Origin of the sequence: Calidifontibacter indicus (assembly GCF_003386865.1) — a bacterium.
Lineage (GTDB): Bacteria > Actinomycetota > Actinomycetes > Actinomycetales > Dermatophilaceae > Yimella > Yimella indica.
The window spans coordinates 2,744,820-2,769,442 of record NZ_QTUA01000001.1; the positions used below are offsets into that span (position 1 = coordinate 2,744,820).

Annotated in this window: 22 protein-coding genes; 12 read left to right on the top strand and 10 right to left on the bottom strand. The window is 70.0% G+C overall.

The genetic code is table 11. The features are described 5' to 3' along the window. Positions 1–1,149 carry a tryptophan--tRNA ligase gene (gene trpS, locus DFJ65_RS13050; protein WP_115923388.1) on the bottom strand — a complete coding sequence of 383 codons (1,149 nt, stop codon included), beginning with the start codon at positions 1,147–1,149 and terminating at the stop codon, positions 1–3. A gap of 242 nt (positions 1,150–1,391) precedes the next feature. Between trpS and DFJ65_RS13055 the strand changes: the two genes are divergently transcribed. Genes DFJ65_RS13055 through DFJ65_RS13065 form a run of 3 tightly spaced genes read left to right on the top strand, consistent with a single transcriptional unit; the run spans position 1,392 to position 4,425 of the window. Next, positions 1,392–1,910 carry a PadR family transcriptional regulator gene (locus DFJ65_RS13055; protein WP_115923389.1) on the top strand — a complete coding sequence of 173 codons (519 nt, stop codon included), beginning with the start codon at positions 1,392–1,394 and terminating at the stop codon, positions 1,908–1,910. After that, the gene (locus tag DFJ65_RS13060) at positions 1,907–2,587 is read left to right on the top strand and encodes an ABC transporter ATP-binding protein (RefSeq protein ID WP_115923390.1); all 681 of its coding nucleotides are present in this window, start codon (positions 1,907–1,909) and stop codon (positions 2,585–2,587) included. The genes DFJ65_RS13055 and DFJ65_RS13060 overlap by 4 nt, the downstream gene beginning before the upstream one ends. Then, positions 2,584–4,425 (top strand): FtsX-like permease family protein, encoded by a 1,842-nt coding sequence (locus DFJ65_RS13065; RefSeq protein WP_115923391.1) that lies wholly within the window; start codon positions 2,584–2,586, stop codon positions 4,423–4,425. Before DFJ65_RS13060 ends, DFJ65_RS13065 begins: the two co-directional genes overlap by 4 nt. Positions 4,426–4,456: 31 nt before the next feature. Here DFJ65_RS13065 and DFJ65_RS13070 read toward each other — a convergent pair whose 3' ends face one another. Beyond that, positions 4,457–5,707, bottom strand: coding sequence for an MFS transporter (locus DFJ65_RS13070; RefSeq protein WP_115923392.1), 1,251 nt, complete (start codon positions 5,705–5,707; stop codon positions 4,457–4,459). Between the two features lie 86 nt (positions 5,708–5,793). On the opposite strand from DFJ65_RS13070, the gene DFJ65_RS13075 reads away from it, so the two are divergent. Then, on the top strand, positions 5,794–6,654 hold the full coding sequence (locus DFJ65_RS13075; RefSeq protein WP_115923393.1) for a LysR family transcriptional regulator: 861 nt from the start codon (positions 5,794–5,796) through the stop codon (positions 6,652–6,654). 37 nt (positions 6,655–6,691) lie between these two features. On the opposite strand, the gene miaB is transcribed toward DFJ65_RS13075, so the two are convergent. Continuing rightward, a complete protein-coding gene (miaB, locus tag DFJ65_RS13080; protein WP_115923394.1) occupies positions 6,692–8,233 on the bottom strand; it encodes a tRNA (N6-isopentenyl adenosine(37)-C2)-methylthiotransferase MiaB in 1,542 nt (513 codons plus the stop codon). 219 nt (positions 8,234–8,452) lie between these two features. On the opposite strand from miaB, the gene DFJ65_RS13085 reads away from it, so the two are divergent. Next, on the top strand, positions 8,453–8,857 hold the full coding sequence (locus tag DFJ65_RS13085) for a YccF domain-containing protein (RefSeq protein ID WP_115924308.1): 405 nt from the start codon (positions 8,453–8,455) through the stop codon (positions 8,855–8,857). A 22-nt stretch (positions 8,858–8,879) separates the two neighbouring features. On the opposite strand, the gene DFJ65_RS13090 is transcribed toward DFJ65_RS13085, so the two are convergent. The 3 genes from DFJ65_RS13090 to DFJ65_RS13100 all read right to left on the bottom strand — a co-directional run bounded on the left by DFJ65_RS13090 (position 8,880) and on the right by DFJ65_RS13100 (position 11,129). Next, positions 8,880–9,425, bottom strand: a complete 546-nt coding sequence (locus DFJ65_RS13090) for a regulatory protein RecX (protein ID WP_245950251.1) — start codon at positions 9,423–9,425, stop codon at positions 8,880–8,882. Between the two features lie 117 nt (positions 9,426–9,542). Beyond that, positions 9,543–10,589: a recombinase RecA gene (recA, locus tag DFJ65_RS13095; protein WP_425453028.1), complete on the bottom strand. Its 1,047-nt coding sequence runs from the start codon at positions 10,587–10,589 to the stop codon at positions 9,543–9,545. Positions 10,590–10,898: 309 nt separating this feature from the next. Next, positions 10,899–11,129, bottom strand: a complete 231-nt coding sequence (locus DFJ65_RS13100) for a DUF3046 domain-containing protein (protein WP_425452994.1) — start codon at positions 11,127–11,129, stop codon at positions 10,899–10,901. A 67-nt stretch (positions 11,130–11,196) separates the two neighbouring features. On the opposite strand from DFJ65_RS13100, the gene DFJ65_RS13105 reads away from it, so the two are divergent. From DFJ65_RS13105 to DFJ65_RS13130, 6 genes are all read left to right on the top strand, one after another. Next, entirely contained in the window at positions 11,197–12,162 is a 966-nt protein-coding gene (locus DFJ65_RS13105) for a nitrilase-related carbon-nitrogen hydrolase (protein ID WP_115923397.1), read from the top strand. Continuing rightward, a complete protein-coding gene (locus DFJ65_RS13110; RefSeq protein WP_245950252.1) occupies positions 12,155–13,192 on the top strand; it encodes an agmatine deiminase family protein in 1,038 nt (345 codons plus the stop codon). Before DFJ65_RS13105 ends, DFJ65_RS13110 begins: the two co-directional genes overlap by 8 nt. Before the next feature lie 96 nt (positions 13,193–13,288). Beyond that, entirely contained in the window at positions 13,289–14,137 is an 849-nt protein-coding gene (locus tag DFJ65_RS13115; RefSeq protein WP_115923398.1) for an SDR family NAD(P)-dependent oxidoreductase, read from the top strand. Next, positions 14,134–14,415 carry a carboxymuconolactone decarboxylase family protein gene (locus tag DFJ65_RS13120; RefSeq protein WP_211308441.1) on the top strand — a complete coding sequence of 94 codons (282 nt, stop codon included), beginning with the start codon at positions 14,134–14,136 and terminating at the stop codon, positions 14,413–14,415. The genes DFJ65_RS13115 and DFJ65_RS13120 overlap by 4 nt, the downstream gene beginning before the upstream one ends. A gap of 138 nt (positions 14,416–14,553) precedes the next feature. Then, positions 14,554–19,257 (top strand): ATP-dependent helicase, encoded by a 4,704-nt coding sequence (locus DFJ65_RS13125; protein WP_115923399.1) that lies wholly within the window; start codon positions 14,554–14,556, stop codon positions 19,255–19,257. A 12-nt stretch (positions 19,258–19,269) separates the two neighbouring features. Further along, a complete protein-coding gene (locus DFJ65_RS13130) occupies positions 19,270–20,034 on the top strand; it encodes an Fpg/Nei family DNA glycosylase (protein ID WP_115923400.1) in 765 nt (254 codons plus the stop codon). A gap of 39 nt (positions 20,035–20,073) precedes the next feature. On the opposite strand, the gene DFJ65_RS13135 is transcribed toward DFJ65_RS13130, so the two are convergent. The 4 genes from DFJ65_RS13135 to rimO all read right to left on the bottom strand — a co-directional run bounded on the left by DFJ65_RS13135 (position 20,074) and on the right by rimO (position 23,352). Next, complete coding sequence (locus DFJ65_RS13135) at positions 20,074–20,370, bottom strand: helix-turn-helix domain-containing protein (RefSeq protein WP_115923401.1); 297 nt, start codon at positions 20,368–20,370, stop codon at positions 20,074–20,076. Positions 20,371–20,567: 197 nt separating this feature from the next. Then, positions 20,568–21,131, bottom strand: a complete 564-nt coding sequence (locus tag DFJ65_RS13140) for a CinA family protein (protein ID WP_115923402.1) — start codon at positions 21,129–21,131, stop codon at positions 20,568–20,570. After that, positions 21,131–21,895, bottom strand: coding sequence for a CDP-diacylglycerol--glycerol-3-phosphate 3-phosphatidyltransferase (gene pgsA / locus DFJ65_RS13145; protein ID WP_115923403.1), 765 nt, complete (start codon positions 21,893–21,895; stop codon positions 21,131–21,133). The genes DFJ65_RS13140 and pgsA overlap by 1 nt, the downstream gene beginning before the upstream one ends. After that, positions 21,892–23,352: a 30S ribosomal protein S12 methylthiotransferase RimO gene (gene rimO, locus DFJ65_RS13150; RefSeq protein WP_115923404.1), complete on the bottom strand. Its 1,461-nt coding sequence runs from the start codon at positions 23,350–23,352 to the stop codon at positions 21,892–21,894. The genes pgsA and rimO overlap by 4 nt, the downstream gene beginning before the upstream one ends. Positions 23,353–23,424: 72 nt before the next feature. Between rimO and DFJ65_RS13155 the strand changes: the two genes are divergently transcribed. Continuing rightward, positions 23,425–24,621: a dipeptidase gene (locus tag DFJ65_RS13155; protein ID WP_115923405.1), complete on the top strand. Its 1,197-nt coding sequence runs from the start codon at positions 23,425–23,427 to the stop codon at positions 24,619–24,621. The last annotated feature ends 2 nt before the right edge of the window (positions 24,622–24,623 follow it).

Genomic DNA, 24,623 nt, shown 5'->3' on the forward strand with positions numbered 1-24,623 from the left:
TCAGTACGACATGCCCATCACGCTGCGGACGGTGGCCAGCGTCGCGTCCGCGACGTCGTTCGCGCGGGCGTTGCCCTCGGCGAGCACCCGGCGCAGATACGAGGGATCGCCCGCGAGTTCGGCGCGTCGGCGGCGATGCTCGGCCAGCCCCTCGTTGACCGCGTCGGTGACGACCCGCTTGAGCTCGGCCGCCCCACCGGCGCCGATCGCCTGCGCGATCAGTGCCGGTGACTGCCCGGTGAAACCCGAAGCGACCTTGAGGAGACTCGCCACCTCCGGGCGGCCGACGGGGTCGTAGGTGATGGCGCGCTCGCCGTCGGTGCGTGCCTTGCGAATCGCGCGCGCGGTCTGGTCGGCGCTCATGCCGAGCGTGATCGTGTTGCCGCGCGACTTGCTCATCTTGTGGCCGTCGAGCCCGAGCAGCAGCGGCGTGTTGGTGAGCAACGCGTCGGGCTCGGCAAAGACCGTCTCGCCACCGGCGTACCTCCGGTTGAAGCGCCGCGCGATGACCCGCGTCTGCTCGACGTGCGGCAGGTTGTCCTTGCCGATCGGCACGACGTTGCCGCGACAGAACAGGATGTCGGCGGCTTGATGCACCGGATAGGTGAGCAACAGCCCCGACATCGGTCGTCCGTCGGTGGCGGCGAGTTCGTCCTTGACCGTCGGGTTGCGGCGCAACTCCGAGTCGGTCACCAGCGACAGGAAGGGCAGCATCAGCTGGTTGAGCGCAGGCACCGCGGAGTGGGTGAAGATCGTCGATCGAGCGGGGTCGATGCCGGCCGCTAGGTAATCGAGCACGCACCCCATCACGCTGTCGTCGATGGCCCCGACGGCGTCACGGTCGGTGATCACCTGGTAGTCGGCGATCACCACGAAGCTGTCGATTCCCTTGTCCTGCAACTCGACCCGCTGCCGCAGCGAGGCCAGATAGTGGCCGATGTGCAAGGCACCCGTCGGACGGTCTCCGGTCAACACCCGCAGGCGGCGACGGCTGGGTGAGTCGGGTCCGTCGATCACGGCGCGCAAGGTGTCGCTGCGCACGCGGGCGGTTTCGAACGAACCGTCGAACGAGACGTCGTCGGTGGTCTCGACTGTGGTGTCGACTGTGTTGTCAACAGGGTTCTCGACGGTGGAAGTGGTGATGTTCATCGGTCTGCTCCTTGGTGGGAGCCCCGTCACCTGCGTGTCCCGGCCCGTCTCCCGAGCCCGGGAACGACGAACGCCGCCTGTGACGAGGCGGCGATTCTTGGGATGGGTGTCTCGATATCGGTGGCCGCCTACGAGGTCGGCCACCACCACTGCTGCTGTCGCGAAATCACGCCTCCACGGTAGACGACACTCCGACCACCCAATATGCACTCGGTGCATACACTGGGTTTATATTGGCGGACATGACGGTCCCGATGACGATGCTCGCGTTGCTGCAGCACCAGCCGAACCACGGCTTCGCGCTCAAACAGAGATACGACGAATTGTTCGGCCAGGAGCGCGATCTGCGTCCGGCACAGGTGTATTCGACACTCACCCGCCTCGAACGCGACGGCTACCTCAGCGATCTCGGGTTCGAGAAGGGCAGCGCGGCCGACAAGCGGCTGTACGCGATCACCGACTCCGGGGTGACGACCGTGCACCACTGGATCCGCACCCCGTCCCTTCCGGTCGGACGCCCGACGGAACTGTTCACCAAGGTCGTGCTCGCACTCGTCGCAGGGCTCGATCCACGCGACGTGCTCGACAGCCACCGCGACCTCTACCTCGCACGGATGCGCGAGATCACGGCCGCGCGGCGGGCCGGTGACGTTGTCGACCGACTCGCCGGTGACTACGAGATAGCTCACCTCAGCGCCGACCTCGACTGGATCGAGACCGCCGGACGTCGACTCGGCGACCTCACGAAGGAATTGTCATGACACTGCTCCAGGCCCGCGACCTCTCCCTCCGGCTGGGCACGACCCAGGCGCTGCAGGACGTCTCGGTCGACCTCTCCCCCGGGGACGTCGTCTCGATCATGGGCCCCAGCGGTTCGGGGAAGTCGACGCTGCTGCACTGCCTGGCCGGAGTGCTCGTGCCCGACTCCGGATCGGTGCTCTTCGAATCGACCGATCTCACCCGCAGCAGCGACGCCGAACGCAGCCGAATCCGGCTGCAGCGCATGGGCTTCGTCTTCCAGTTCGGCGACCTCATTCCCGAACTGACGATGGTCGAGAACGTCATGCTGCCACTGCAACTCCTCGGCACCAAGCGCTCCGAAGCCCGAGACCGGGCGCGCACGATGCTCGACGAACTCGAGGTGGGCGATGTCGCCGACGGCACAGTCGGCGTCGTCTCCGGCGGTCAGGCGCAGCGGACGGCGGTGGCCCGCGCACTGGTGCACGAGCCGGCCGTGATCTTCGCCGACGAGCCGACCGGCGCACTCGACTCGGCGGCCGGTGAACTCGTCATGGACTCGCTCGTCACCGCCGCACAGAGCCGTGGTGCGGCCGTCGTGCTGGTGACGCACGATGCTCGGGTGGCGTCGTATGCGCACCGCAACGTGACCATGCGCGACGGACGAGTGCGCGCCGCCGACCTGACCTCGATGCGATGACGGCCGTCTCCACCGGGGCCGCGTTGGGGCTACGCCTCGCACTGCGCGCCGGACGTGCGCGGGCCGTCACCGTGGTCGCGTCGGCCGCCGGCGGGCTCCTGGTGCTGCTGCTCAGTCTCGACCTGCCGTACGCGCTGCGGAACCCGGAGACCTTCCTGCAACGCGACGACAAGATCGCCTACCTGATCCTGTCCGCCGTCGTCGCTGCGCCGGTCGTCGTGCTGATGCTGACCACCAGCCGACTGAGTTCGGCGGGCCGTGACCGGCGACTGTCCCGACTGCGCCTCATGGGGCTGTCGCGGGGCAATGCGGCGGTCGTGGCACTCGTGGAGACACTCGCCCTCGTAACCGTGGGTGCGGCCCTCGGCTTCGCCGCGTGGCTGACGATGCGATGGACGCTGCTGCACCTGCTCGTCGAGCACGGCTGCGCCAAGACCGTTCCGCCGGCTCACGTCACCTGGGCCGTGGCCGCGACGGTCGGGGTGCTGCTGGCGGCGGGGTTGTCATCGGTGGCCCCGGCGCTGCGATCGGCGCGCTCGGCGCTGTCGCAGGCTCGCACCGTCGGCCGCGCGCGGCACGTGTGGTGGCCACTGGCGCTGCTCGTCGTCGCTCTCGTCGTCGGACTCCTGGCAACGAGTGCCTACCGCGGGCAGAACGACCAGCCGCCGTCGGTGCTCCCCCTCGCGTTCTGCTTCTTCGCCAGCATCTCGGGCCTGGTGCTCGCCGGCTCATCGCTCACCACGCTCCTCGGTCGCGCCCTGCGCCGCATTCCTGGTGCCACCGCGCTGCTCGCCGGACGGCGGATGGAGGCCGACCGTTCCGCCACCTCCCGAGCGCTCGCCGGACTCGTCATCGCCACCTTCGCCGCCGCGTTCGGACTGTCCGTGTTCACCATCTTCACGACCACCCCGCAGTACCGCAGCGCACAGTGGGCGATGCAGCACGAGACCGTGGACATGACACAGCTGCAGGCGCCACCCGACGCGGCGATGCTGGAACGCGTTCGCCGCACCCCGGGGGTGACGTGGGCCGATGCCGGCTGGACGACGACGCAGTCGACCGATGTCGACGGTGTCTCGACCACAGTGATCTCGTGTGCCCGGTTACGTTCAGTGGCAACAGTTTCCGGATGCCGGGACGACTCGGCGTGGCTCGTTCCGAGCAACTCGAGCCGGCCGAAGGCGCTGCCGACGGTTTCCACTCACGGCGTCCGGTTGCGAGCGGTGTCCACCGGGTCGGTGCACTTCGACGCCGTGGCTGCCGGCGGCAACGGCCCCTATTGGTTCGACACGTGGAGCAACACCGTCGTCGTGCCGCCCGGCGTCATGCAGCGGGCCGGCGTGCGACCCGACGCGATCGTCTTCGGCATCGCCCCAGGGGCGCGCCTGCCGTGGACCTCAGATCTTCCTGTCGCCAGCAGCGAGGACTGGGACAATTACGACAACGTCGCCGTCTACCGCACGATGACCTACACCCTCATCGCCGCGGTCATCGCGGTCGGACTGCTCACCGTCGTCATCAACGTCATCGACCGGGCCGCAGAACGGCGCCGGTCGGTGGCAGCCACCCGCGTGCTCGGTACCGACGTGCGGGTGCTGCGACACGCGCAGTTCCTCGGCGTGGTGCTGCCACTGCTCGCAGGCGTCACAGTTGCGGTGGTCGCCGGCTGGGTCACCGGCCGCACCTACCTCGCCTTCGGCGATGCGCTCGGATCGTTCCCCGGCACCCAGCTTCTCCTGCTGTGGGGCGGCGCGTGCCTCGGCGCGGTCGCCGTCGCGGCGCTCACCCTGCCCGGGCTGGGACGCCCGCTCAGCGCCGACCTCGTGCGCAGGGAGTGATGCCGGGTGAGGTGCGTCGGCGGCGGGTGACTCAGGGGGTTGCCCGCCGCCGGCGCAGCAACGGCATGAGGGCAGCGAGCGCGATGGCCGCCGCGCACAAGACGCCGACGTAAGTGACGACGCCGTTCCAACCGGCCGAGGTGAAGAACAGACCGGAGCAGGCGCCGAGCACGGAGCTGCCGGCGTAGTAGGAGAACAGGTAGAGCGCGCTCGCCTCGGCGCGGTGCTCGGTGGCGATCGCGCCGACCCAGCCGCTGGCCACCGAGTGGGCCGCGAAGAAGCCTGCCGTGAACAACGCGACACCGACGATCACGAACGGCAGGCTGCCCGGCAGGGTGAGCAGCAACCCGCCCAACGTGAGCACCTCCCCCGCGACCATCACCTGCTTGCGACCCAACCGGTCGGCCAGTTGTCCGGCCCACGCCGACGACACGGTGCCGGCGAGGTAGAGCATGAAAACCAGACCCGCGATCGACTTCGGCAGCCCGAACGGCTCTGCGAGCAAACGGAATCCGAGCATGTTGTAGACGGCGACGAACCCGCCCATGAGCAGGAACGCGGTCAGGTAGAGCGCGACCAACCGTGCGTTGCCGAGGTGGCCCAGCAGGTTGCCTGTGGTCGACCGGAAACCGACGGGCGAGGGCCGGAAGAACCGCGACTTCGGGGCACGCCACAGGAACAGCCCGGTGAAGGCGAGCGCAGCGAAGGCGACGACCTCGAGGGCGATGCGCCAGCTGGCGTGGTCGAGCACGAGCGAGGCGAGCAGACGTCCGGACAAGCCACCGATGGTGTTGCCGGCGATGTACTTCCCCATCGCACCACCGAGATGTTCGGAGTCGACCTCCTCGGCGAGGTAGGCCATCGCGGTCGCGGGCACGCCGGCGAGGGCGATGCCCTGCAGCGCGCGCAGCACGATGAGCACCTCCATCGACGGCGCGAGCGGCACCAGGCAGCCCAGCAGCGCCGACGCCAACGCCGCGATCGCCATGACGCGGACGCGTCCGAATCGCTCGGACAGCGCGCTGCCGGGGATGATCGCAAAGGCGACAAATCCGGTGGTCGCCGACACGGCGAGCGCCGCGGTGGCCGGACCGACCGAGAAGTCGCTGGTGAGGTCGGGCAACACGGCCTGCGCGGCGTACATCGCGACGAAGGTGGCCATGCCGGCAGCGAAGAGCGCCAGGGTGATGTCGCGATAGCCCGGCTCCCCGCGCCGATACCCCCGCTCCCCCGGCGTTGCGCCGACGGACGGTTTCGCCTCCGCGCGCTCAGCAAGACTCATGAGAACCAGCCTGGCCGACGGGCGCACATGATGGAAATGCGTAACACAACTCCCGCTCATGCAGTTCTGACATTAGGGTCGAGACCATGCGCGATCTCGTCCGATGGCTCGTCGTGCTCGCCGACGAGGAGAACGTCAGCGCCGCCGCCGACCTGCTCGGCATCCCCCAACCGACGCTGTCCCGTCGTCTCTCTCGGCTCGAATCAGACCTCGGCGCAACCTTGTTCGACCGGCACGGACGTCGTATCTCGTTGCACGACAAGGGGCGCGCGTTCGTGGAGCAGGTTCGCGTCGCCGACGCCGCACTCGCCCGCGCGGAGCTCGGCCTGCACGACGCGGACGAACTACGCATCGTGCGGCTCGGCTTCCTGCACTCCTTCGGCACGTGGCTGGTGCCGCGCCTCATCCGCCGTGCCCGCGACGCCGACCCCGGCATCGGATTCGAACTCTTCCAGGGCGCCTCGCTCGATGTCACCTCGCGGGTGCGGCGCGGCGAACTCGACCTGGGCGTGGTGGCACCCCGCCCGGACGACGACCAACTCGCCTGGCGGTTGCTGCAGCGCCAGCGCGTGCAGTTGGCCGTGCCACTGGATCACCCGCTGGCCGGTGAGCGCACCATCTGGGCCGAGCGACTGCGTGACGAGACGTTCGTCAGCATGGCCCACGGTTTCGGCATCCGGCACGTGCTCGACGAGGTGTGCTCGGCGGCGGGTTTCACCCCGACGATCGCGCTGGAGTGCCAGGAACTCGCGACGGTCGCCGGGCTCGTGTCGGCGGGCATCGGCGTCGGCCTGTTGCCCGACGACGATCAGACCAACAATACCGAAGGCATCCGACTGATCCCGTTGCGCGACAACGATGCTCACCGCGACATCGGCATCGTGTGGCGACGCGGTGCGGTGTTGGCCGACCACATCGCCGCGGTGCGCGACCTCGCGCGCACCTAGCCTGTGTGCTGGTCGAGGCGTCGGGCGAGATGCCCGCTCAGATCCCGCAGGCGGGAGCTTCGACCGGAGCCGGCTTGCCGATCGAGGGCATGCCGAGCGACACCTTCGGCTTCGCGGTCGCTCCCTCGGCGCGACCCGGCTGCAAGGCCTCCCAGGCGTCGCCGCCACGCGAGCGGCGCACCTCGAAGGTGCCGCCATCGAGCACGCCGTCCGCGATCAGGTGGTGCGCGGCGCCGTACGTGACGTCGACCTTGACGAAGTCACCGGGCCGCGGAAGCTCGACACCGTCACCGGTCGGCACCGCGAAGTGCACGAGGCGGTTGTCCTGCGCACGACCCGACATGCGGCCGGTCTCGTTGTCGCGCTTGCCCTCGGTGGGTGCGACGAGCACCTCGATGGTGCGGCCCTCGATCGTGCGGTTCTCGGCCCAGGAGATGCCCTCCTGCAGTTCGAGCAGCCGGTCGAAGCGATCCTGCACGACGGCCTTCGGCAACTGGTCGGGCATCGTCGCGGCCGGGGTGCCCGGACGGATGGAGTACTGGAAGGTGAACGCCGAGGAGAACCGCGCCTCGCGAACGACCCGCATGGTCTCCTCGAAGTCGGCCTCGGTCTCGCCCGGGAACCCGACGATGATGTCGGTGGTGATCGCGGCGTGCGGGATGCGGTCACGCACCCGATCGAGGATGCCGAGGAACTTCGCCGAACGGTACGAGCGCTTCATCTCGCGCAGCACCTTGTCCGAGCCCGACTGCAGCGGCATGTGCAGCGAGGGCATCACGTTCGGGGTCTCGGCCATCGCCTCGATCACGTCGTCGGTGAACGCGGCCGGGTGCGGCGAGGTGAAGCGCACCCGCTCGAGGCCGTCGATCTCGCCGCACGACCGCAGCAGTTTGCTGAACGCCTGCCGGTCGCCGAACTCCACGCCGTAGCTGTTGACGTTCTGACCGAGCAGCGTGATCTCGACGACGCCTTGGTCGACCAGTGCCTGCACCTCGGCGAGGATGTCGCCCGGACGGCGGTCCTTCTCCTTGCCGCGCAGCGCCGGCACGATGCAGAACGTGCAGGTGTTGTTGCAGCCGACCGAGATCGACACCCAGCCGCTGTATGCGGAGTCACGTCGGGTCGGCAGCGTCGAGGGGAAGGTCTCCAGTGACTCGACGATCTCGACCTGCGCGTCGGCGTTGTGCCGGGCGCGCTCCAGCAACACCGGCAGCGCGCCGACGTTGTGCGTGCCGAAGACGACGTCGACCCACGGCGCCCGCTCGACGATCGATGCGCGGTCCTTCTGCGCGAGGCAACCACCGACGGCGATCTGCAGGTCGGGGTTGATGTCCTTCCACGGACGCAGGTGGCCCAGCGAGCCGTACAACTTGTTGTCGGCGTTCTCGCGGACGGCGCAGGTGTTGAACACGACGACGTCGGGCACCTGCGGGCGATCGCCCGGGGACAACGACGCGGAGTCGACGTAGCCCGCCGACTCCAAGAGCCCGCTGATCCGTTCGGAGTCGTGGACGTTCATCTGACATCCGTGGGTGCGCACTTCGTACGTCTTCATCGCTTCACCGGCCGCCTTCGTCATGACCGATCAAGGGTACGGCGTCAGCGCGGAGGCGCCGAATTGCCCGGGTTGCCCCGCTAAGAAGGCAAGCCCCAACATGCCCAACCAGCCGATGACCAGCAATGCTCCGACGCAGACGTGCACGCCGGCAAGGGCGAACCCCGCTCTTGCCGCTGGATTTCGAACTGCCATGACCGCACCATAGGTGCGAGCAAGCGGCCACAGGTGAGAATGGGCGACGTGAAGACACTGCTCAACATCGTCTGGTTCGTGTTCGCCGGCTTCTGGCTCTGGCTCGCCTACGCGCTGGCCGGAGTGATCATGTGCCTCCTGATCGTGACGATCCCGTTCGGGATCGCCTCGTTCCGACTCGGCAACTTCGCGGTGTGGCCCTTCGGGCGGACGGTGATCGACAAGCCGACCGCGGGCGTCGGGTCGGCGATCGGCAACGTGCTGTGGTTCATCCTGGCCGGTATCTGGCTGGCGATCGCGCATGTCGTCACCGCCGTCGGCCTCGCGATCACGATCATCGGCATCCCCTTCGCCTGGGCGAACCTCAAGATGATCCCGGCCGCGCTCTTCCCGCTCGGCAAGCAGATCGTCGACGAGGACTCGCTGCGCGCCGGGGCGTACTACCGGGTGTGAGCCGGCGCCAGGTCGAAAGTGCTCAGTCGCGCTGGTGCTCGGGCGCGTCGGCGATCGCCTCGCGGATCACCAACCACGAGACCGACGACGAGTAGCCCTTGCGGGCGAGCATGCCGGCGAGGCGACGGGTCTGCACGGTCGCGTCGAGTCCGTGCATCGAGCGCATCTTCTTGGCGACGAGCGCGCGAGCACGCTCCTTCTCGTCCTCCGGGTCGACCTCGTCGAGGGTCGCTCGGGTGATGTCGTCGTCGACGCCCTTCTTGCGCAACTCTTGAGCGAGTGCCCGTTTGGCGAGACCGCGGCCGGCCTGCTGGGAACGCACGAGCATCCGCGCGTAGGCCTCGTCGTCGATGAGGCCGACCTCGGTCATCCGGTCGAGCACGGCGTCGGCGATGTCGGGGTCACATCCGCGTTGAGCGAGCTTGTCGGACAACTGCTTTCGGCTGCGCGGCGCCATCGTCAGCTGGCGCAGCACGATCGTGCGCGCCACCTCGTAGGGGTCGGCGTCGCGGTCTTGCTCCGGCGCGGGCGCAGCACGCTTCTTCTTGCGTTCGCGGGCCGGTTTCACCGGCTTCGCGGACGTCGCAGCCTCGCGTGTCTCGAGGGGCGTCGAGTCCGCCGGATCAACGAAATCCGGCGGACTCGACTGCCGATCAAAGGGATTGGTCACTGGGAGTCATCCCGATCAGAAGTCGACGGCGACTTCCTTGACGGCGGCGAGCGGAGCGCCACCGGCCACGTCACCGTCGGGCTCGCCGGTCTCGGCGTCGGCCGCCTTCGGGCCGACCCCGAGCTTCTCCTTGATCTTGCGCTCGAGCTCGTCGGCGGCGTCGGGGTTGTCCTTGAGGAAGTTACGGGCGTTCTCCTTGCCCTGCCCCAGCTGGTCGCCGTCGTAGGTGTACCAGGCTCCGGCCTTGCGCACGAAGCCGTGCTCGACACCCATGTCGATCAGGCCGCCCTCGCGGGAGATGCCCTGGCCGTAGAGGATGTCGAACTCGGCCTGCTTGAACGGCGGGGACACCTTGTTCTTGACGACCTTGACGCGGGTGCGGTTACCGACCGCGTCGGTGCCGTCCTTCAACGTCTCGATGCGACGCACGTCGAGACGCACCGAGGCGTAGAACTTCAGCGCCTTTCCACCGGTCGTGGTCTCGGGCGAACCGAACATCACACCGATCTTCTCGCGCAGCTGGTTGATGAAGATCGCGGTGGTGCCGGTGGAGTTGAGGGCACCGGTGATCTTGCGCAGCGCCTGGCTCATCAGGCGGGCCTGAAGACCGACGTGGCTGTCACCCATCTCGCCCTCGATCTCGGCGCGCGGCACGAGCGCGGCCACCGAGTCGATGACGATGATGTCGAGCGACCCGGAGCGGATCAGCATGTCGGCGATCTCGAGCGCCTGCTCACCGGTGTCGGGCTGGCTGACCAGCAGCGAGTCGATGTCGACGCCCAGCTTCTTCGCGTATTCGGGGTCGAGCGCGTGCTCGGCGTCGATGAACGCGGCGATGCCGCCGTTCTTCTGGGCGTTGGCGACCGCGTGCAGCGCGACGGTGGTCTTACCGGACGACTCCGGACCGTAGATCTCCACCACGCGGCCACGCGGGAGACCGCCGATGCCGAGCGCGACATCGAGCGCGATCGAACCGGTGGGGATGACGTCGATCGGCGGACGGACGTCGTCGCCGAGCCGCATGACCGAACCCTTGCCGTGGGCCTTCTCGATCTGCGCCATCACGGCGTCGAGGGACTTGATCTTGTTGGCGTTGTCGGCTGCCGGGACGTTCCGGGTGCCTGTTGCAGCTGCCATGAGCGATGCTCCTATGGGTCTCGTGGTGAACGCGCCTACCGGCGACCGGTGCGAACCTGCGTGTGGGTTCGACTGAGGTCAGACGCTAGGGGCCACCACCGACAACCACCGCTGCCGTCTCCACGCCTGGGGACGAAATGGCCCTGGTGTGGCACCTGGGGATGAGCCTACGCCACCAGATCGAACATTCGTACGAGCATCGGCGCAGGCGTGTCGCGTGTCGCGCGCCGTCGTTCAGTCGGCCCGGCCGCCGTCACGGATCGGACGGTCCTTGCCGAGCCAGCGCTCCTTGGGCACTTCCATCTCGACGCACAACGCCCGCCACACCTCGCGCGGGGCGACGCCGGCCGCGAGCGCCTCGCCGCCCGTGCGGTAGCCGACTTCGGCCAGCACATGCGAGTCGATCAGCACGCGACCGTAGCCGCTGCCGAACTCCTCCTCGACCAGCCGCCAGAACTCGCTCATCCGCACCGCGCCAGTGTCGCAAACCTTCGATGTGCAACTCGGGGCGACTCGGCCATACTTGGCGACTATGCGGTTGATTACATCCACCCAGGTCCCCACGTCGTACGCCCGGGTCGAGGAACCCACGTCCGGGCCGGTGCGTGTCGGGCTGGTGCAGCACCACTGGCGCGAGAACGCCGAGGAGTTGGTCGCCGCACTGCGCGACGGCATCCGGCAAGCGGCCGAGGCCGGCGCCACCATCGTGTTCCTGCCGGAGCTGACGTTGTCACGGTACCCCGCCGACACCCTGCCGGCGGGCGAGCCCGACGCGACCGCGGAGTCGCTGACCGACGGCCCCACCTTCACCTTCGCCGCGCAGGCCGCCAAGGACTTCGGCGTGCATGTGCACGCCTCGCTGTTCGAGAAGGCACCCGAGGCCGACGGACGCGGGCTGAACACCGCGATCCTCGTCTCCCCCGCCGGTGAACTCGTGGCACGCACCCGCAAGACGCACATCCCGGTCACCGCCGGTTACTACGAGGACAAGTACTTCCGTCCGGGCCCGGCCGAAGGCGCCTACCCGGTCGTCGACCTGCAGGAGCCCGCGGTGAAGCTCGGGCTGCCGACCTGCTGGGACGAGTGGTTCCCGGAGGTCGCCCGCTCCTACGCGCTGGGCGGAGCGCAGGTGCTGGTCTACCCGACCGCGATCGGCTCCGAGCCCGACCACCCCGACTTCGACACCCAGCCGCTGTGGCAGCACACCATCGTCGGGCACGCCATCGCCAACGGCCTGTTCGTGGTCGTGCCCAACCGCATCGGCAGCGAGGGCCTCATCACCTTCTACGGCTCCTCCTTCGTCGCCGACCCCTACGGTCGCGTGCTGGTGCAGGCCCCGCGCGACGAGGAGGCGGTGCTGGTCACCGACCTCGACCTCGCCCAGGGCAAGGACTGGATCGACCTGTTCCCGTTCCTGTCGACCCGCCGTCCGGACACCTATGCCGCGCTCGCCGAGCCGGTGCGTCCGGAGCACGTCCGGGTCGACCCGAATGCCTGACACCATGTCGTGGCGGATGCCCGCCGAGTGGGCCCCGCAGGACCGCGTCTGGATGGCGTTCCCGAGCCAGGGCTACACCCTCGGCGACACCGAGGAGGAGGCCGACGCGGCCCGTCGCACGTGGGCCGCGGTCGCGAACGCGGTCGCGCGGTTCGAGCCGGTGCACATGCTGGTCACCGCCGACGATCTCCCGATCGCGCGCGAACTCGTCGATGCCGCCGTCGAACTGCACGAGGCCGAACTGGACGACGCGTGGATGCGCGACATCGGCCCCACCTTCGTGCTCGGTGCGGACGGCGAACTCGGCGCGGTCGACTGGGTGTTCAACGGCTGGGGTGCTCAGTCGTGGGCGAGCTGGGACAAGGACGCGTTGGTCGCCGCCCGGATCGGCGCTCTGACCGGGGCCGTGATCGTGCCCTCACCCATCGTCAACGAGGGCGGCGGCATCCACGTCGACGGCGAGGGCACCGTGCTGCTCACCGAGACCGTGCAACTCGACCCGGGTCGCAATCCCGACGCCACCAAGGCCGACATCGAGGCGGAGATGGCCCGCTGCCTCGGCGCGACGAAGTGCCTCTGGCTGCCCCGCGGTCTCACCCGCGACTACGACGAGTTCGGCACCCGCGGCCACATCGACATCGTGGCCACGTTCACCGAGCCGGGCGTGGTGCTGGTGCACGACCAGGAGCACCCCGACCACCCCGACCAGGCCGTGAGCGCGGAGGTGATCGCGCTGCTGGAACAGGCCACGGACGCCGCCGGGCGCCGACTGCGCGTCGAGCGCATCCCGGCGCCCGCGACCCTCTTCGACGACGACGGACCGGTCGACTACAGCTACGTCAACCACCTCGTCGTCAACGGCGGCGTGATCGCCTGCACGTTCGCCGACGAGCACGACCAACGCGCGCTCGAGGTCTTGCGCAGGGTCTACCCCGGCCGCGAGGTCGTGGGCGTCGACGCCCGCGAGCTGTTCGCCCGCGGCGGTGGGATCCACTGCATCACCCAGCAGCAACCGTCCGTCGCCGGCTGACGCCCGCAAACGCTTCGCTTCCCGACACACGCTGCTGTTGCAACAGCAGCTTCTGCGAACAAGTGCAGCGTTCGGAGGTCAACTAGCGTGGCGCGCATGACTTCTCACGACGGCAAGAAGGTGCTCATCACCGGCGCGGCCCGGGGCATCGGCGCCGCGCTGGCCGGACGGCTCGCCGGTCAGGGAGCCCAGGTCGCGCTGCTCGGGCTCGAGCCCGAGCTGTTGAAGCAGGTGTCGCAGCGGTGTCCCGGCTCGCTGTGGCGCGAGGTCGACGTGACGGACGGCGACCGGGTCGACGAGGTCGTCAACGAGATCGCGACCCTCTGGGGCGGTCTCGACGTCGTGGTGGCGAACGCCGGCGTGGCCGGACAGCTCGCGCTCGACGGCGGCGACCCGGAGGTGATGCGGGCGCACCTCGAGGTCAACGTGATGGGGTGCTACCGCACGTTGCGCGCCGCCGCGCCGCACATCAGTCATCCGGACGGTTACGCCGTGGCCACCGCCTCCCTCGCCGCGGCCGCGCATGCACCGCTCATGGGCGCGTACAACGCCTCGAAGGCGGCCGTCGAGGCCCTCGGCAACACTTTCCGCATCGAACTCGCGCCGACCGGGGCGAAGGTGGGGGTCGCCTACTTCGCCGAGATCGACACCGACATGACCTCACGCGGCTTCGGCACCCGCGCCGCGACGATGCTCACCGGCGGCGGCACGATCCTCGGCGTGGCGCCGCTGGAGAGCGCGATCGACGCGCTCGACCGCGGCATCCGCAAGCGGTCGCGCCGCATCTGCGCACCGCGCTGGATCGCCCCGATCCTGCCCGCCCGCATGGTCGCGCAGCGGGTGATGGAGTTGCGCGGATTCCCGCAGTTGACGCTCGCACTGCAGATCGCCCGCGAGGAGGGCGCCGACCTGACCACCGTTCAGCCGCAACGGATCTCGAAGTGACTACCGAGGTCACCAAGCGAGCGTCCGCGCGCATCGCACCCGGGTCACTGCGCCAACTCGGCCTCCCGGCGTACGCGATGAGCCGGGTGGCCGGCAAGGTCACCGGCACGCGTCCGCCGGCGATCTTCACCACACTCGGTCGCGCGAAGGGGCTCTACTGGGGCTGGCTGCACTTCGCCGGACGGCTCATGCCCTTCGGGTCGCTGCCCCGCCGGGAGAGCGAGTTGGCAATTCTGCGGGGAGTGGGCACGGCTGCGGGCCCACCTCGACGAGCGTGAGTCGGTGGAGTTCCTGCTCCTGGTCGGCCACTACGACATGCTCGCCACCACACTGCACACGCTGCGCGTCACTCCCGATCCGGCACGCTGACGGCTTGTCGGTGGGCTTGTCGGTGCGACGTGGCAGGCTGAACGCCGATGAACGCACCGACGCCGGCTCGCATCACCGAGCGCTTCTCCCCCGCCACCCGCGCGTGGTTCGAGGGATCCTTCAGCGAGCCGACGGCCGCCCAGGCCGGAGCATGGGACGCGATCAGTTCCGGCAAGCACACGGTCGTGGTTGCCCCGACCGGTTCGGGCAAGACGCTCTCGGCGTTCCTGTGGGCGATCGACAAGATGGCGTCGACACCGGTGCCCGACAACCCCTTGATGCGTTGCCGGGTGCTCTACATCTCGCCGATGAAGGCGCTCGCCGTCGATGTCGAACGCAACCTGCGGGCCCCGCTCGTCGGTATCAAGCACGCCGCCACGAGGCTCGGGCTCACCGAACCCGAGGTGTCGGTCGCCGTCCGCTCCGGCGACACCGCCGCGGCCGACCGGCGCGCCTTCGCGCGGCGCCCGAGCGACATCCTGATCACCACACCCGAGTCGCTGTTCCTGTTGCTCACCTCCGCGGCGCGCGAAGCGCTGCGCGGCATCGAGACCGTCATCGTCGACGAGGTGCACGCCGTCGCCGGCACCAAGCGGGGCACCCACCTCGCGGTCTCGCTCGACCGCCTCGATGCGCTCCTCGACCGGCCGGCCCAGCGCATCGGGTTGTCGGCCACCGTCCGGCCGGTCGAGGAGGTGGGTCGTTACCTCACCGGTGGGCGCCCGGTGAGCATCGTCCAGCCGCCGTCGACCAAGCAGTGGGACCTCCAGGTGGTGGTGCCCGTGCCCGACCTCGCCGATCTGGCCAACCAGCCCGGTGAGCCCGACGACGACCCCACCCGATCGGCGTCGGTCTGGCCACACGTCGAGGAGCGCATGGTCGACCTCATCGCGCAGCACCGCTCGACCCTCGTCTTCGCCAACTCGCGGCGACTGGCCGAGCGGCTCACCGCACGCCTCAACGAGATCTGGGCTGACCGCCAAGACCCCGAGCGGGCGAACGAGCTTGTGCCCGTGTCGAGTTCATCGGCTCCCGCACAGCTCATGGGGCAGGCGGGCAGCAGCCACGGCGCGGCCGCGGTGCTGGCCCGCGCCCACCACGGCTCGGTGAGCAAGGAACAGCGCGCCGAGATCGAGGATGCCCTCAAGGCGGGCCGACTGCCCGCGGTGGTAGCCACGTCCTCGCTCGAGCTCGGTATCGACATGGGTGCCGTCGACCTCGTGATCCAGGTGGAGTCGCCGCCGAGCGTCGCCAGCGGTCTGCAGCGGGTCGGACGTGCCGGCCACCAGGTGGGTGCGACGTCGCACGGCGTGCTCTTCCCGAAGTACCGCGGCGACCTCGTGCAGACCGCCGTGGTCGTCGAGGGCATGCGGGCCGGCACCATCGAGCAGCTGAAGATTCCGGCCAACCCGCTCGACGTGCTCGCCCAGCAGATCGTCGCGATGTGCGCGATGGACGACTGGAGCGTCGACGACCTCGAACAACTCGTCCGCCGGTCGGCGTCGTTCGCGGCGCTGCCCCGCACCGCGCTCGAGGCGGTGCTCGACATGCTCGCCGGTCGTTACCCGAGTACCGACTTCAACGAGTTGCGTCCGCGCATCGTCTGGGACCGCGTCACCGACACCCTGAGCGCCCGTCGCGGCGCGCAACAACTCGCGGTGATCAGCGGTGGCACGATTCCCGACCGCGGCCTGTACGGCGTCTTCCTCGCCGGGGGTGACGGCCCCGGGCGCCGCGTCGGTGAGCTCGACGAGGAGATGGTCTACGAGTCGCGCGTCGGCGACGTGTTCACCCTCGGCACCACCAGTTGGCGCATCGAGGACATCACCCACGACCAGGTGCTGGTCACGCCGGCTCCGGGGCAACCGGGACGGCTGCCGTTCTGGCGCGGCGACACACTCGGCCGACCGGCCGAGCTCGGGCAGGCCGTCGGACGCTTCGTGCGTGAGGTGGGCACCCTGCCCGACGAGGCCGCCCGCGACCGGGTCGGCGCGGCCGGGCTCGACGAATGGGCCACCGACAACCTGCTCGGCTACGTGCGCGAGCAGCAGGAGGCCACCGGCCACCTGCCGACCGACCGCACGATCGTCGTCGAACGGTTCCGCGACGAGCTCGGCGACTGGCGGGTGGTCATCCACTCCCCCTTCGGCGCACCCGTGCACGCACCGTGGGCACTGTGCATCGCGGCTCGGATGCGCGAGCGCTACGGCGTCGAGGTGCAGGCCATGCACGCCGACGACGGCATCGTGTTGCGTCTGCTCGACATGGGCAGCGAGTTCGACGGCGGGCTCGGCGAAGAGGCTAACGGTCGGCCCGCTGGCGCCTTCGACATCACCGACCTCATCGTGCTCGACCCCGAGGAGGTTGCCGCGATGGTCACCGAACAGATCGGTGGCTCAGCGCTTTTCGCGTCGAGGTTCCGTGAATGCGCGGCCCGCGCGCTGCTGCTGCCGCGGCAGCGGCCCGGCCGTCGGCAGGCGCTCTGGCAGCAGCGGCAACGCTCGGCCCAACTGCTCGAGGTCGCCTCGCAGTATCCGTCGTTCCCGATCGTGCTCGAGGCGGTGCGCGAATGTGTCCAGGACGTCTTCGACGTGCCGGGCCTCACCACGTTGATGCGTGACATCGCCGCACGCACGGTGCGCACGGTCACCGTCGAGACCGCGTCCGCGTCGCCGTTCGCCACCAGTCTGTTGTTCGGCTATGTTGCGCAGTTCCTCTACGAGGGCGACTCGCCGCTGGCCGAACGACGCGCGGCGGCCCTGTCGCTCGACCCGTCGCTGCTGGCCGACCTGCTCGGCCACGGCGAGGGCGCCGCGCTGCGCGACCTGCTCGATGCGCAGGTGGTGGCCGACACCGAGGCCGAGTTGCAACGCCTCGCACCCAGCCGCCAGGCCCGGCATGCCGACGACATCGCCGACCTCGTCCGCGTGCTCGGCCCGCTGTCGCGCGACGAGATCAGGAAGCGCACCCGCGACGACATCGACGACCCCGCGCTCGACGCCGTCCTGGCCGAGTTGGTCGCGGCCCGGCGCCTCATCGAGGTGCGGTGGGGCGACGTCGACCGCTTCGCCGCGATCGAAGATGCCGGCCACCTGCGTGACGCGCTCGGGGTGGCGCTGCCCACCGGCATCCCGGCCACCTTCACCGAGCCGGTCGACGAACCGCTGGTCGACCTCATCGCCCGCTTCGCCCGCACTCGCGGTCCGTTCACCGCGTCGCAACTCGCCCACACCTTTGCGCTCGGCCGAGCGGTGGTGCACGACGGACTGCAGCGCCTGGTGCACCGGGGCCGCATCGTCGAGGGAGAGTTGCGTCCGCTGGGGCAGGGCGACGGCGGCAGCGACTACTGCGACGCCGAGGTGCTGCGGGTGGTCAAGCGGCGGTCGCTGGCGGCGCTGCGCTCCGAGGTCGAACCCGTGGCGGCCACGGCGTTCGCCCGTTTCCTGCCGGCCTGGCAGGGGGTCGGCACCGGCCAACGCGGCACCGACGGTGTGTTGCGCGCGGTCGAGCAACTGGCCGGGGCTCGGTTCCCCGCCTCCGCCCTCGAACCGCTGATCCTGCCCGCCCGCGTCGAGCGCTACAACCCGGCGATGCTCGACGAGCTGATGACCGCCGGCGACGTGGTCTGGCAGGGGCACGGCTCGTTGCCCGGTGACGACGGTTGGATCAGCCTGCACCTCGGCGACCAACTCGAAGCCACCCTTCAGCCACCCGACGACGCCGACACATCCGACGAGCTCGAGCAGGCCGTGCTCGCGGCGATGGCGGGCGGCGGCGCCCACTTCTTCGGTGCGATCAGCGCCGCGGTGCGCGCCGAGCACGAGGCCGGCGAGACCCAGGTGGCCGATGCGCTGTGGCGGCTGGCGTGGGCCGGACGCGTCACCGGCGACACGCTCGCACCGCTGCGTGCCCTGTTGTCCGGCGGACGCAGCACCCACCGCACGCGGGCCACCGGTCCGCGTCGCTCCCGGTACGGACGCGCGGTCGGACTGCAGGGTGGCCTGCGCAGTGGCCTCGCCCGCCCGGCCTCGGCGATCCGTGCACCGGCGACCCCCACCGTGGTGGGCCGCTGGTGGCTGTTCGGCGAACTGCGCCCCGACCCCACACTCCGGTCGCTGGCCACGGCCGAGGTGCTGCTCGACCGCTACGGCGTCGTCACCCGCGGCAGCGTGGTGGCAGAAGGCATTCCGGGAGGTTTCGCCGAGACCTACCGGGTGCTGGCCGCCGCAGAGGAACGCGGCAAGGTGCGCCGCGGCTACTTCGTCGAGGGCCTGGGTGCGGCACAGTTCGCGGGCGCCGGCGCCATCGACCGGCTGCGGGCACGTCCGGTCGAGGCCGCGCCGCGCAACCCCTGGGATGTCGTGCCCCAGGGCGCCGTCGAGGCGCTGGTGCTCGCCGCCACCGACCCGGCGAACGCCTACGGCGCCGCGCTGCCCTGGCCAAGCCGACCCGACGAGGGCGGTCACCGACCCGGCCGCAAGTCGGGCTCGTTGGTCGCGCTCGTCGACGGTGAACTGGTCGCCTACATCGAGCGCGGCGGCCGCTCCGTGCTCACCTGGGACGACAGCCCCGAGCGTGCCGACGCGGTCGCGCGGGCGTTGGCCGCCACCGTCCGCGCCGGTCGTCTGGCCGATCTGAGCGTGCACTCGATCGACGGCGTGCCCGCCCTCACCTCACCTCATCCGCTGGCAGCAGCCTTGAAGGACAACGGTTTCCACACCACGCCCAAGGGTTTGAGGTTGCGGCGATGAGGTGGCGGGCGGATGCCTGAGGGCGACGCCGTGTGGCGCACGGCCCGCCGCTTGCACGACGCCCTCGCCGGGCAGCCGTTGGTCGGCGTCGACCTGCGCTGGAGTCGGTTGCCGGCGGTCGAACTGCACGGCCTGCGGACGCTGGAGGTGCGCCCGCGCGGCAAGCACATCCTGCACCGGGTGGAATCGGGGTGGACGATCCACTCACACCTGCGAATGGACGGTTCGTGGCGCACGATGCCGACGGCGAAGGTGACGCCACGCACCGCGCGGCACCCCGACATCCGGGCCATCGTCGCCACCGCCGAGCAGGCCGCGATCGGGTGGAGGCTCGGCATGCTCGACGTCGTCCGCACCCGCGACGAGCCGAGCCTGGTCGGGCACCTCGGCCCTGACCTGCTCGGTGACGACTGGGACACCAGCGAAGCGGCACGCCGGCTGCGCTCGACCGGCCCGACACCGATCGGCGCGGCGCTGCTCGACCAACGCAACCTCGCCGGGCTCGGCACCATCTGGACCTCCGAGCCCCTGCACGAGTGCGGCATCGACCCCTGGCGGCCGGTCGAGGAAATCGACGAGCCGACCCTGCGCGGCCTGCTCGAGGTGGCGCATCGGATGCTCGGCGACTCGGTGGTCCATCGTCTGCACCGCATGCAGGTGTACGGGCGACACGGTCGGCCGTGCCCGCGCTGCGGCACGCCGCTGGTGCGCAAGGAGATCGGCACAGCGCCGAACGACCGACTGGTCACCTATTGCCCCGGGTGCCAACGCAATTGAAGGCCACTTGCGGGCCGGCGATTGAGGACGGCTCCGAGGTCAGGCGGCGGAGACGACCGCACGGTCGGCAGCGACCGGCAGCGGCACAGGAGCGGTCAGCGCCTCGGCACCGGCGACGCGCTGGGAGACCAGCGTGAGCGTCGTCGACAGCGGCATGCCGAGCGCGTCGCAGATCGATGCGAGCAGCTCCGACGACGCTTCCTTCTCGCCCCGCTCGATCTCGCTGAGGTAGCCGAGGGAGACCTTCGCCTCCGAGGACACCTCGCGCAGGGTGCGGCCCTGTTCCTGACGCAACTCCCGCAGGACGTCGCCGAGCTCTTCACGCAGCAAGATCATGACGCCTCCTGGTCTGTCGATGCGCCGGACGGTCCGACGATTGCTCCACGATAACGGCCACCACCGACGGCGTGCCCGCCATATCCACGGAGTGCGTCCCGAGTTGTGTTCGGAACATGTTCGTGTGTGCCGGGGGCCGCAACGTTCGGAACCGTTCGGATCGGTACACGAGTAGGACAACGCGGCGGCCGAGCGGGTCATTCCGCCGCTGCCGCAGTGCCGTGCTGCCCGCCTTCGCGCGAGCCTTCGGCGTGGTCTTCGGTGTGGTCTCCGGCGTGGTCGACAGTGGGCTCCGTCGACAGGCTCACGAGCACCAACCGCATCGCCTCGAGCGCGCTGCGTCGTCGGATGCGGTCGCGGTCACCGCTGAGTTCGAGGCGCACACTGCGCACGCCGGCGGGCCCGGCCACCGCGACGAACACCAGCCCGACGGGCGCGTCACCTTGCCGATCGGGGCCGGCGACACCGGTCGTGGCCACCCCGTAGTCGGCGCCGAACACGCGGCGGGCACCGGCGGCCATCTGCTCGGCCACCTCGGCCTGCACCGGGCCACCGGCCGCCAGTAGGTCGGGGTCGACCCCGAGCACGGACGCCTTCGTGTCGGTCGCGTAGGTGACCGCTCCCCCGCGCAGCACGGCGCTGGCACCGGGCACGTCGGCGATGGTCGCGGCGACGAGGCCGGCGGTCAGCGACTCGGCCGTGGCGACGGTGCGCCCCAGCCCGGTGAGGCGGGCGACGAGTTGGGCCTCCGCGGGGAACATCAGGCCTTCGCCGGACGGCGCCGCAGCGACAGCGCCCGGAAGACGTAGTCGACACCGGTGGCGACCGTGATCACGAGGGCGACCGCCATCACGATCCAGGCCACGACGACGAACACACCACCGAACGGCAGCACGAACAGCCCGATCGCGATCGCCTGCAGGAAGGTCTTCAACTTGCCGCCGCGGCTGGCCGGCAGCACGCCGTACTTGATCACCCACAGGCGCAGCAGCGTCACCCCGATCTCGCGCACCAGGATGACGACGGTGACCCACCAGGGCACCCGGTCGATCAGCGACAGCCCGATGAGCGCCATGCCCATGAGCGCCTTGTCGGCGATCGGGTCCATCATCTTCCCGAAGTCGGTGACCAACCCGCGCGCGCGGGCGATGTCGCCGTCGATGCGGTCGGTGATCGACGCGATGAAGAACACCGCGAATGCGCCGTACCGGTAGGCGTCGTCGTCACCGCCATTGGCGAGCAGCAGCCAACCGAACAACGGCACGAGCGCGATGCGCAGCATCGTCAACACGTTCGCGATGTTCCAGTTGCTGACGTCCTGGCTCGGGATGTCGGCCGGGTCGGGACGCAGTTCGGGCGCGTGGATGCGGATCGGGGTGCCGTCGGCGTGCCGCAACACGCGCGGCTCACGGGGCTCCCGTGGCTCACGCGGGCGGGTCTCACGCTGCTCGCGTGCCGCCCGCGGACGTCGCCGGCCCGGGTCCGGCTCACCGTCGGGCGGGCCGGGCAGGTGCTCGTGGGTCATCGGATCGGCTCCGCCACCAGGTCGATGCCGATGGTGTCGACCACCCGGGCGCGCACGATGTCGCCGATCGCCGGCAACTCGCCGTCGATGCTCAGCAGGGTCTCGCCGTCGACGTCCGGGCCCTGTTGGCCGGCGCGACCGCGCACCTGCACCTCACCAGTGTCTTCGTCCTCGAGCTGCTCGACAAGCACCTCGACGGTCTGGCCGATGCGCTCCGCAGCCCGCTGGTGGTTGAGCTCCTCGACGAGCGCGCGGATCTGCTCCACCCGGTCGTCGATCTCGTCCTGCGGCAGCTTCTCGCCGTAGGTCTCGGCCTCGGTGCCGTCCTCGTCGGAATAACCGAACACGCCGGTCACATCGAGCCGCGCCGCCGACAGGAAGTCGGCGAGCACCTGCACGTCGTCGTCGGTCTCGCCGGGGAACCCGACGATCACGTTGGAACGGATGCCGGCCTCCGGCGCGCGCTCGCGCACCCGGTCGACCAGGTCGAGGAACGACTCCGAGTCGCCGAAGCGGCGCATCCGGCGCAGCAACGGGCCGGACGCGTGCTGGAAGGAGATGTCGAAGTAGGGCACGACTCCGGGAGTCGACGTCATCACGTCGAGCAGGTCGGGCCTGATCTCGGCCGGCTGCAGGTACGACACCCGCACCCGCTCGATGCCTTCGACCGCGACGAGCTCGGGCAGCATCGTGTCGAGCAGCCGCAGATCGCCGAGGTCTTTCCCGTAGGACGTGGAGTTCTCGCTGACCAGGAAGATCTCGCGCACGTCGTGCTGGCCGAGCCAGCGCGCCTCGGCGAGCACATCCGACGGACGGCGCGACACGAACGCGCCACGGAACATCGGGATCGCGCAGAACGCGCAGCGACGGTCGCACCCACTCGCGATCTTCAGCGGCGCCCACGGCCGTCCGTCGAGGCGCGCCCGGATGACCCGCTGGGCCGCCACCGGCGACTCGACGGTGACATCACCGGGCGGACGGATCTCCTGCGCCTGGCCGTGGCCCGGGGTCGCGACTGCCACGCCCTGCCGGTCGACCGGAGACAACGGCAGCAGCTTGCGACGGTCGCCCGGGGTGTGCGACGCGGGCCGCTCACCGGCGAGGATCGCGGTGAGGTGGGACGACATGTCCTGGTAGCTGTCGAAGCCGAGCACAGCGTCGGCCTCGGGCAGCTGGGAGGCGAGTTGTTCGCCGTACCGCTCGGCGAGACACCCGACGGCCACGACCGCCTGGGTGCGGCCGGTCTGCTTGAGGTCGTTGGCTTCGAGCAGGGCGTCGATGGAGTCCTTCTTCGCCTGCTCGACGAAGCCACAGGTGTTGACGACGGCCACGTCGGCGGCGGCCGCGTCGTCGACGAGGGTCCAGCCCTGGGCGGACAGACGTCCGGCGAGTTCTTCGGAGTCGACCTCGTTACGGGCGCACCCGAGAGTCACCACGGCCACGCTGCGAGAAGACATGCGCTCACTCTAGTTGGCCCCGCGCCGTCGGCCACCGACCCGCCGGGGCGAGCGACGTGATTGCATGACGACATGTCGACTTCCAGCCCCACCACGTCCGACCGCATCAGCGCCCTGTTGCGGGAGCACCCACTGATCGACGGACACAACGACCTGCCCTGGCACGCCCGGGCGGAGGCCGGCTACGACTTCGACAAGCTCGACATCGCCACCGACCTCACCGGACGCGGCCACACCGACCTCGCCCGACTGCGCACCGGTGGGGTGGGCGCGCAATTCTGGTCGGTGTTCGTGCCGTCGAACCTGCCCGCGGGCAAAGCCGTGACCGCAACCCTCGAGCAGATCGACGCGGTGCACCAGATGGTCGCGCGCTACTCCACCGACCTCGGTCTCGCCCGCACCGCCGACGAGGTGGAGCGGGTCTTCGCCTCGGGCCGCATCGCCTCGCTGCTCGGCGCCGAGGGCGGTCAGTCGATCGACAGCTCGTTGGCGACCCTGCGGATGTTGTACGTGCTCGGCGTGCGCTACATGACCCTCACCCACAACGACAACAACCCGTGGGCCGACTCCGCCACCGACGAACCCGCGCACGGCGGCCTCACCCGGTTCGGCGTCGAGGTCGTGCGCGAGATGAACCGCATCGGCATGATGGTCGACCTCTCGCACGTCTCGGCCGACACCATGCGCGCCGCGCTGGCCGCATCCACCGCGCCGGTGATCTTCTCCCACTCCAGCGCCTATGCCGTCTGCTCGAGTCCGCGCAACGCCCCGGACGACGTGCTGGAGACCCTGCGCGACAACAACGGCGTGATCATGGGCACCTTCGTGCCCGACTTCGTCTCGCAGGCATGTGCCGACTGGCGCGCCGAGTCACGCGAGGCCGCCATCGCCGACGGTGTCGACCCGAAGGACCACGTCGCGTTCACCGCGTACAACAAGCAGCGCGCCGAGCAGCAGCCCAAGCCGGTCGCCACCCTCGCCGACGTGGTCGCCCACTTCGTGCACCTGCGCGAGGTGGCCGGCATCGACCACATCGGCGTCGGCGGCGACTACGACGGCGTCGACAAGCTGCCCGAGGGCCTGGCGGACGTCTCGACCTACCCGGCACTGCTCGGTGCACTCGCCGACCTCGGCTGGTCGGACGACGACCTCGCGAAGGTCGCTGGCCGCAACGTGCTGCGGGTCATGCGTGACGTCGAGGCCGTGGCCCGCGACGAGCAGCAGACCCGTGGGCCGTCGCTGGCGACGATCGCCGAACTCGACGGCTGACG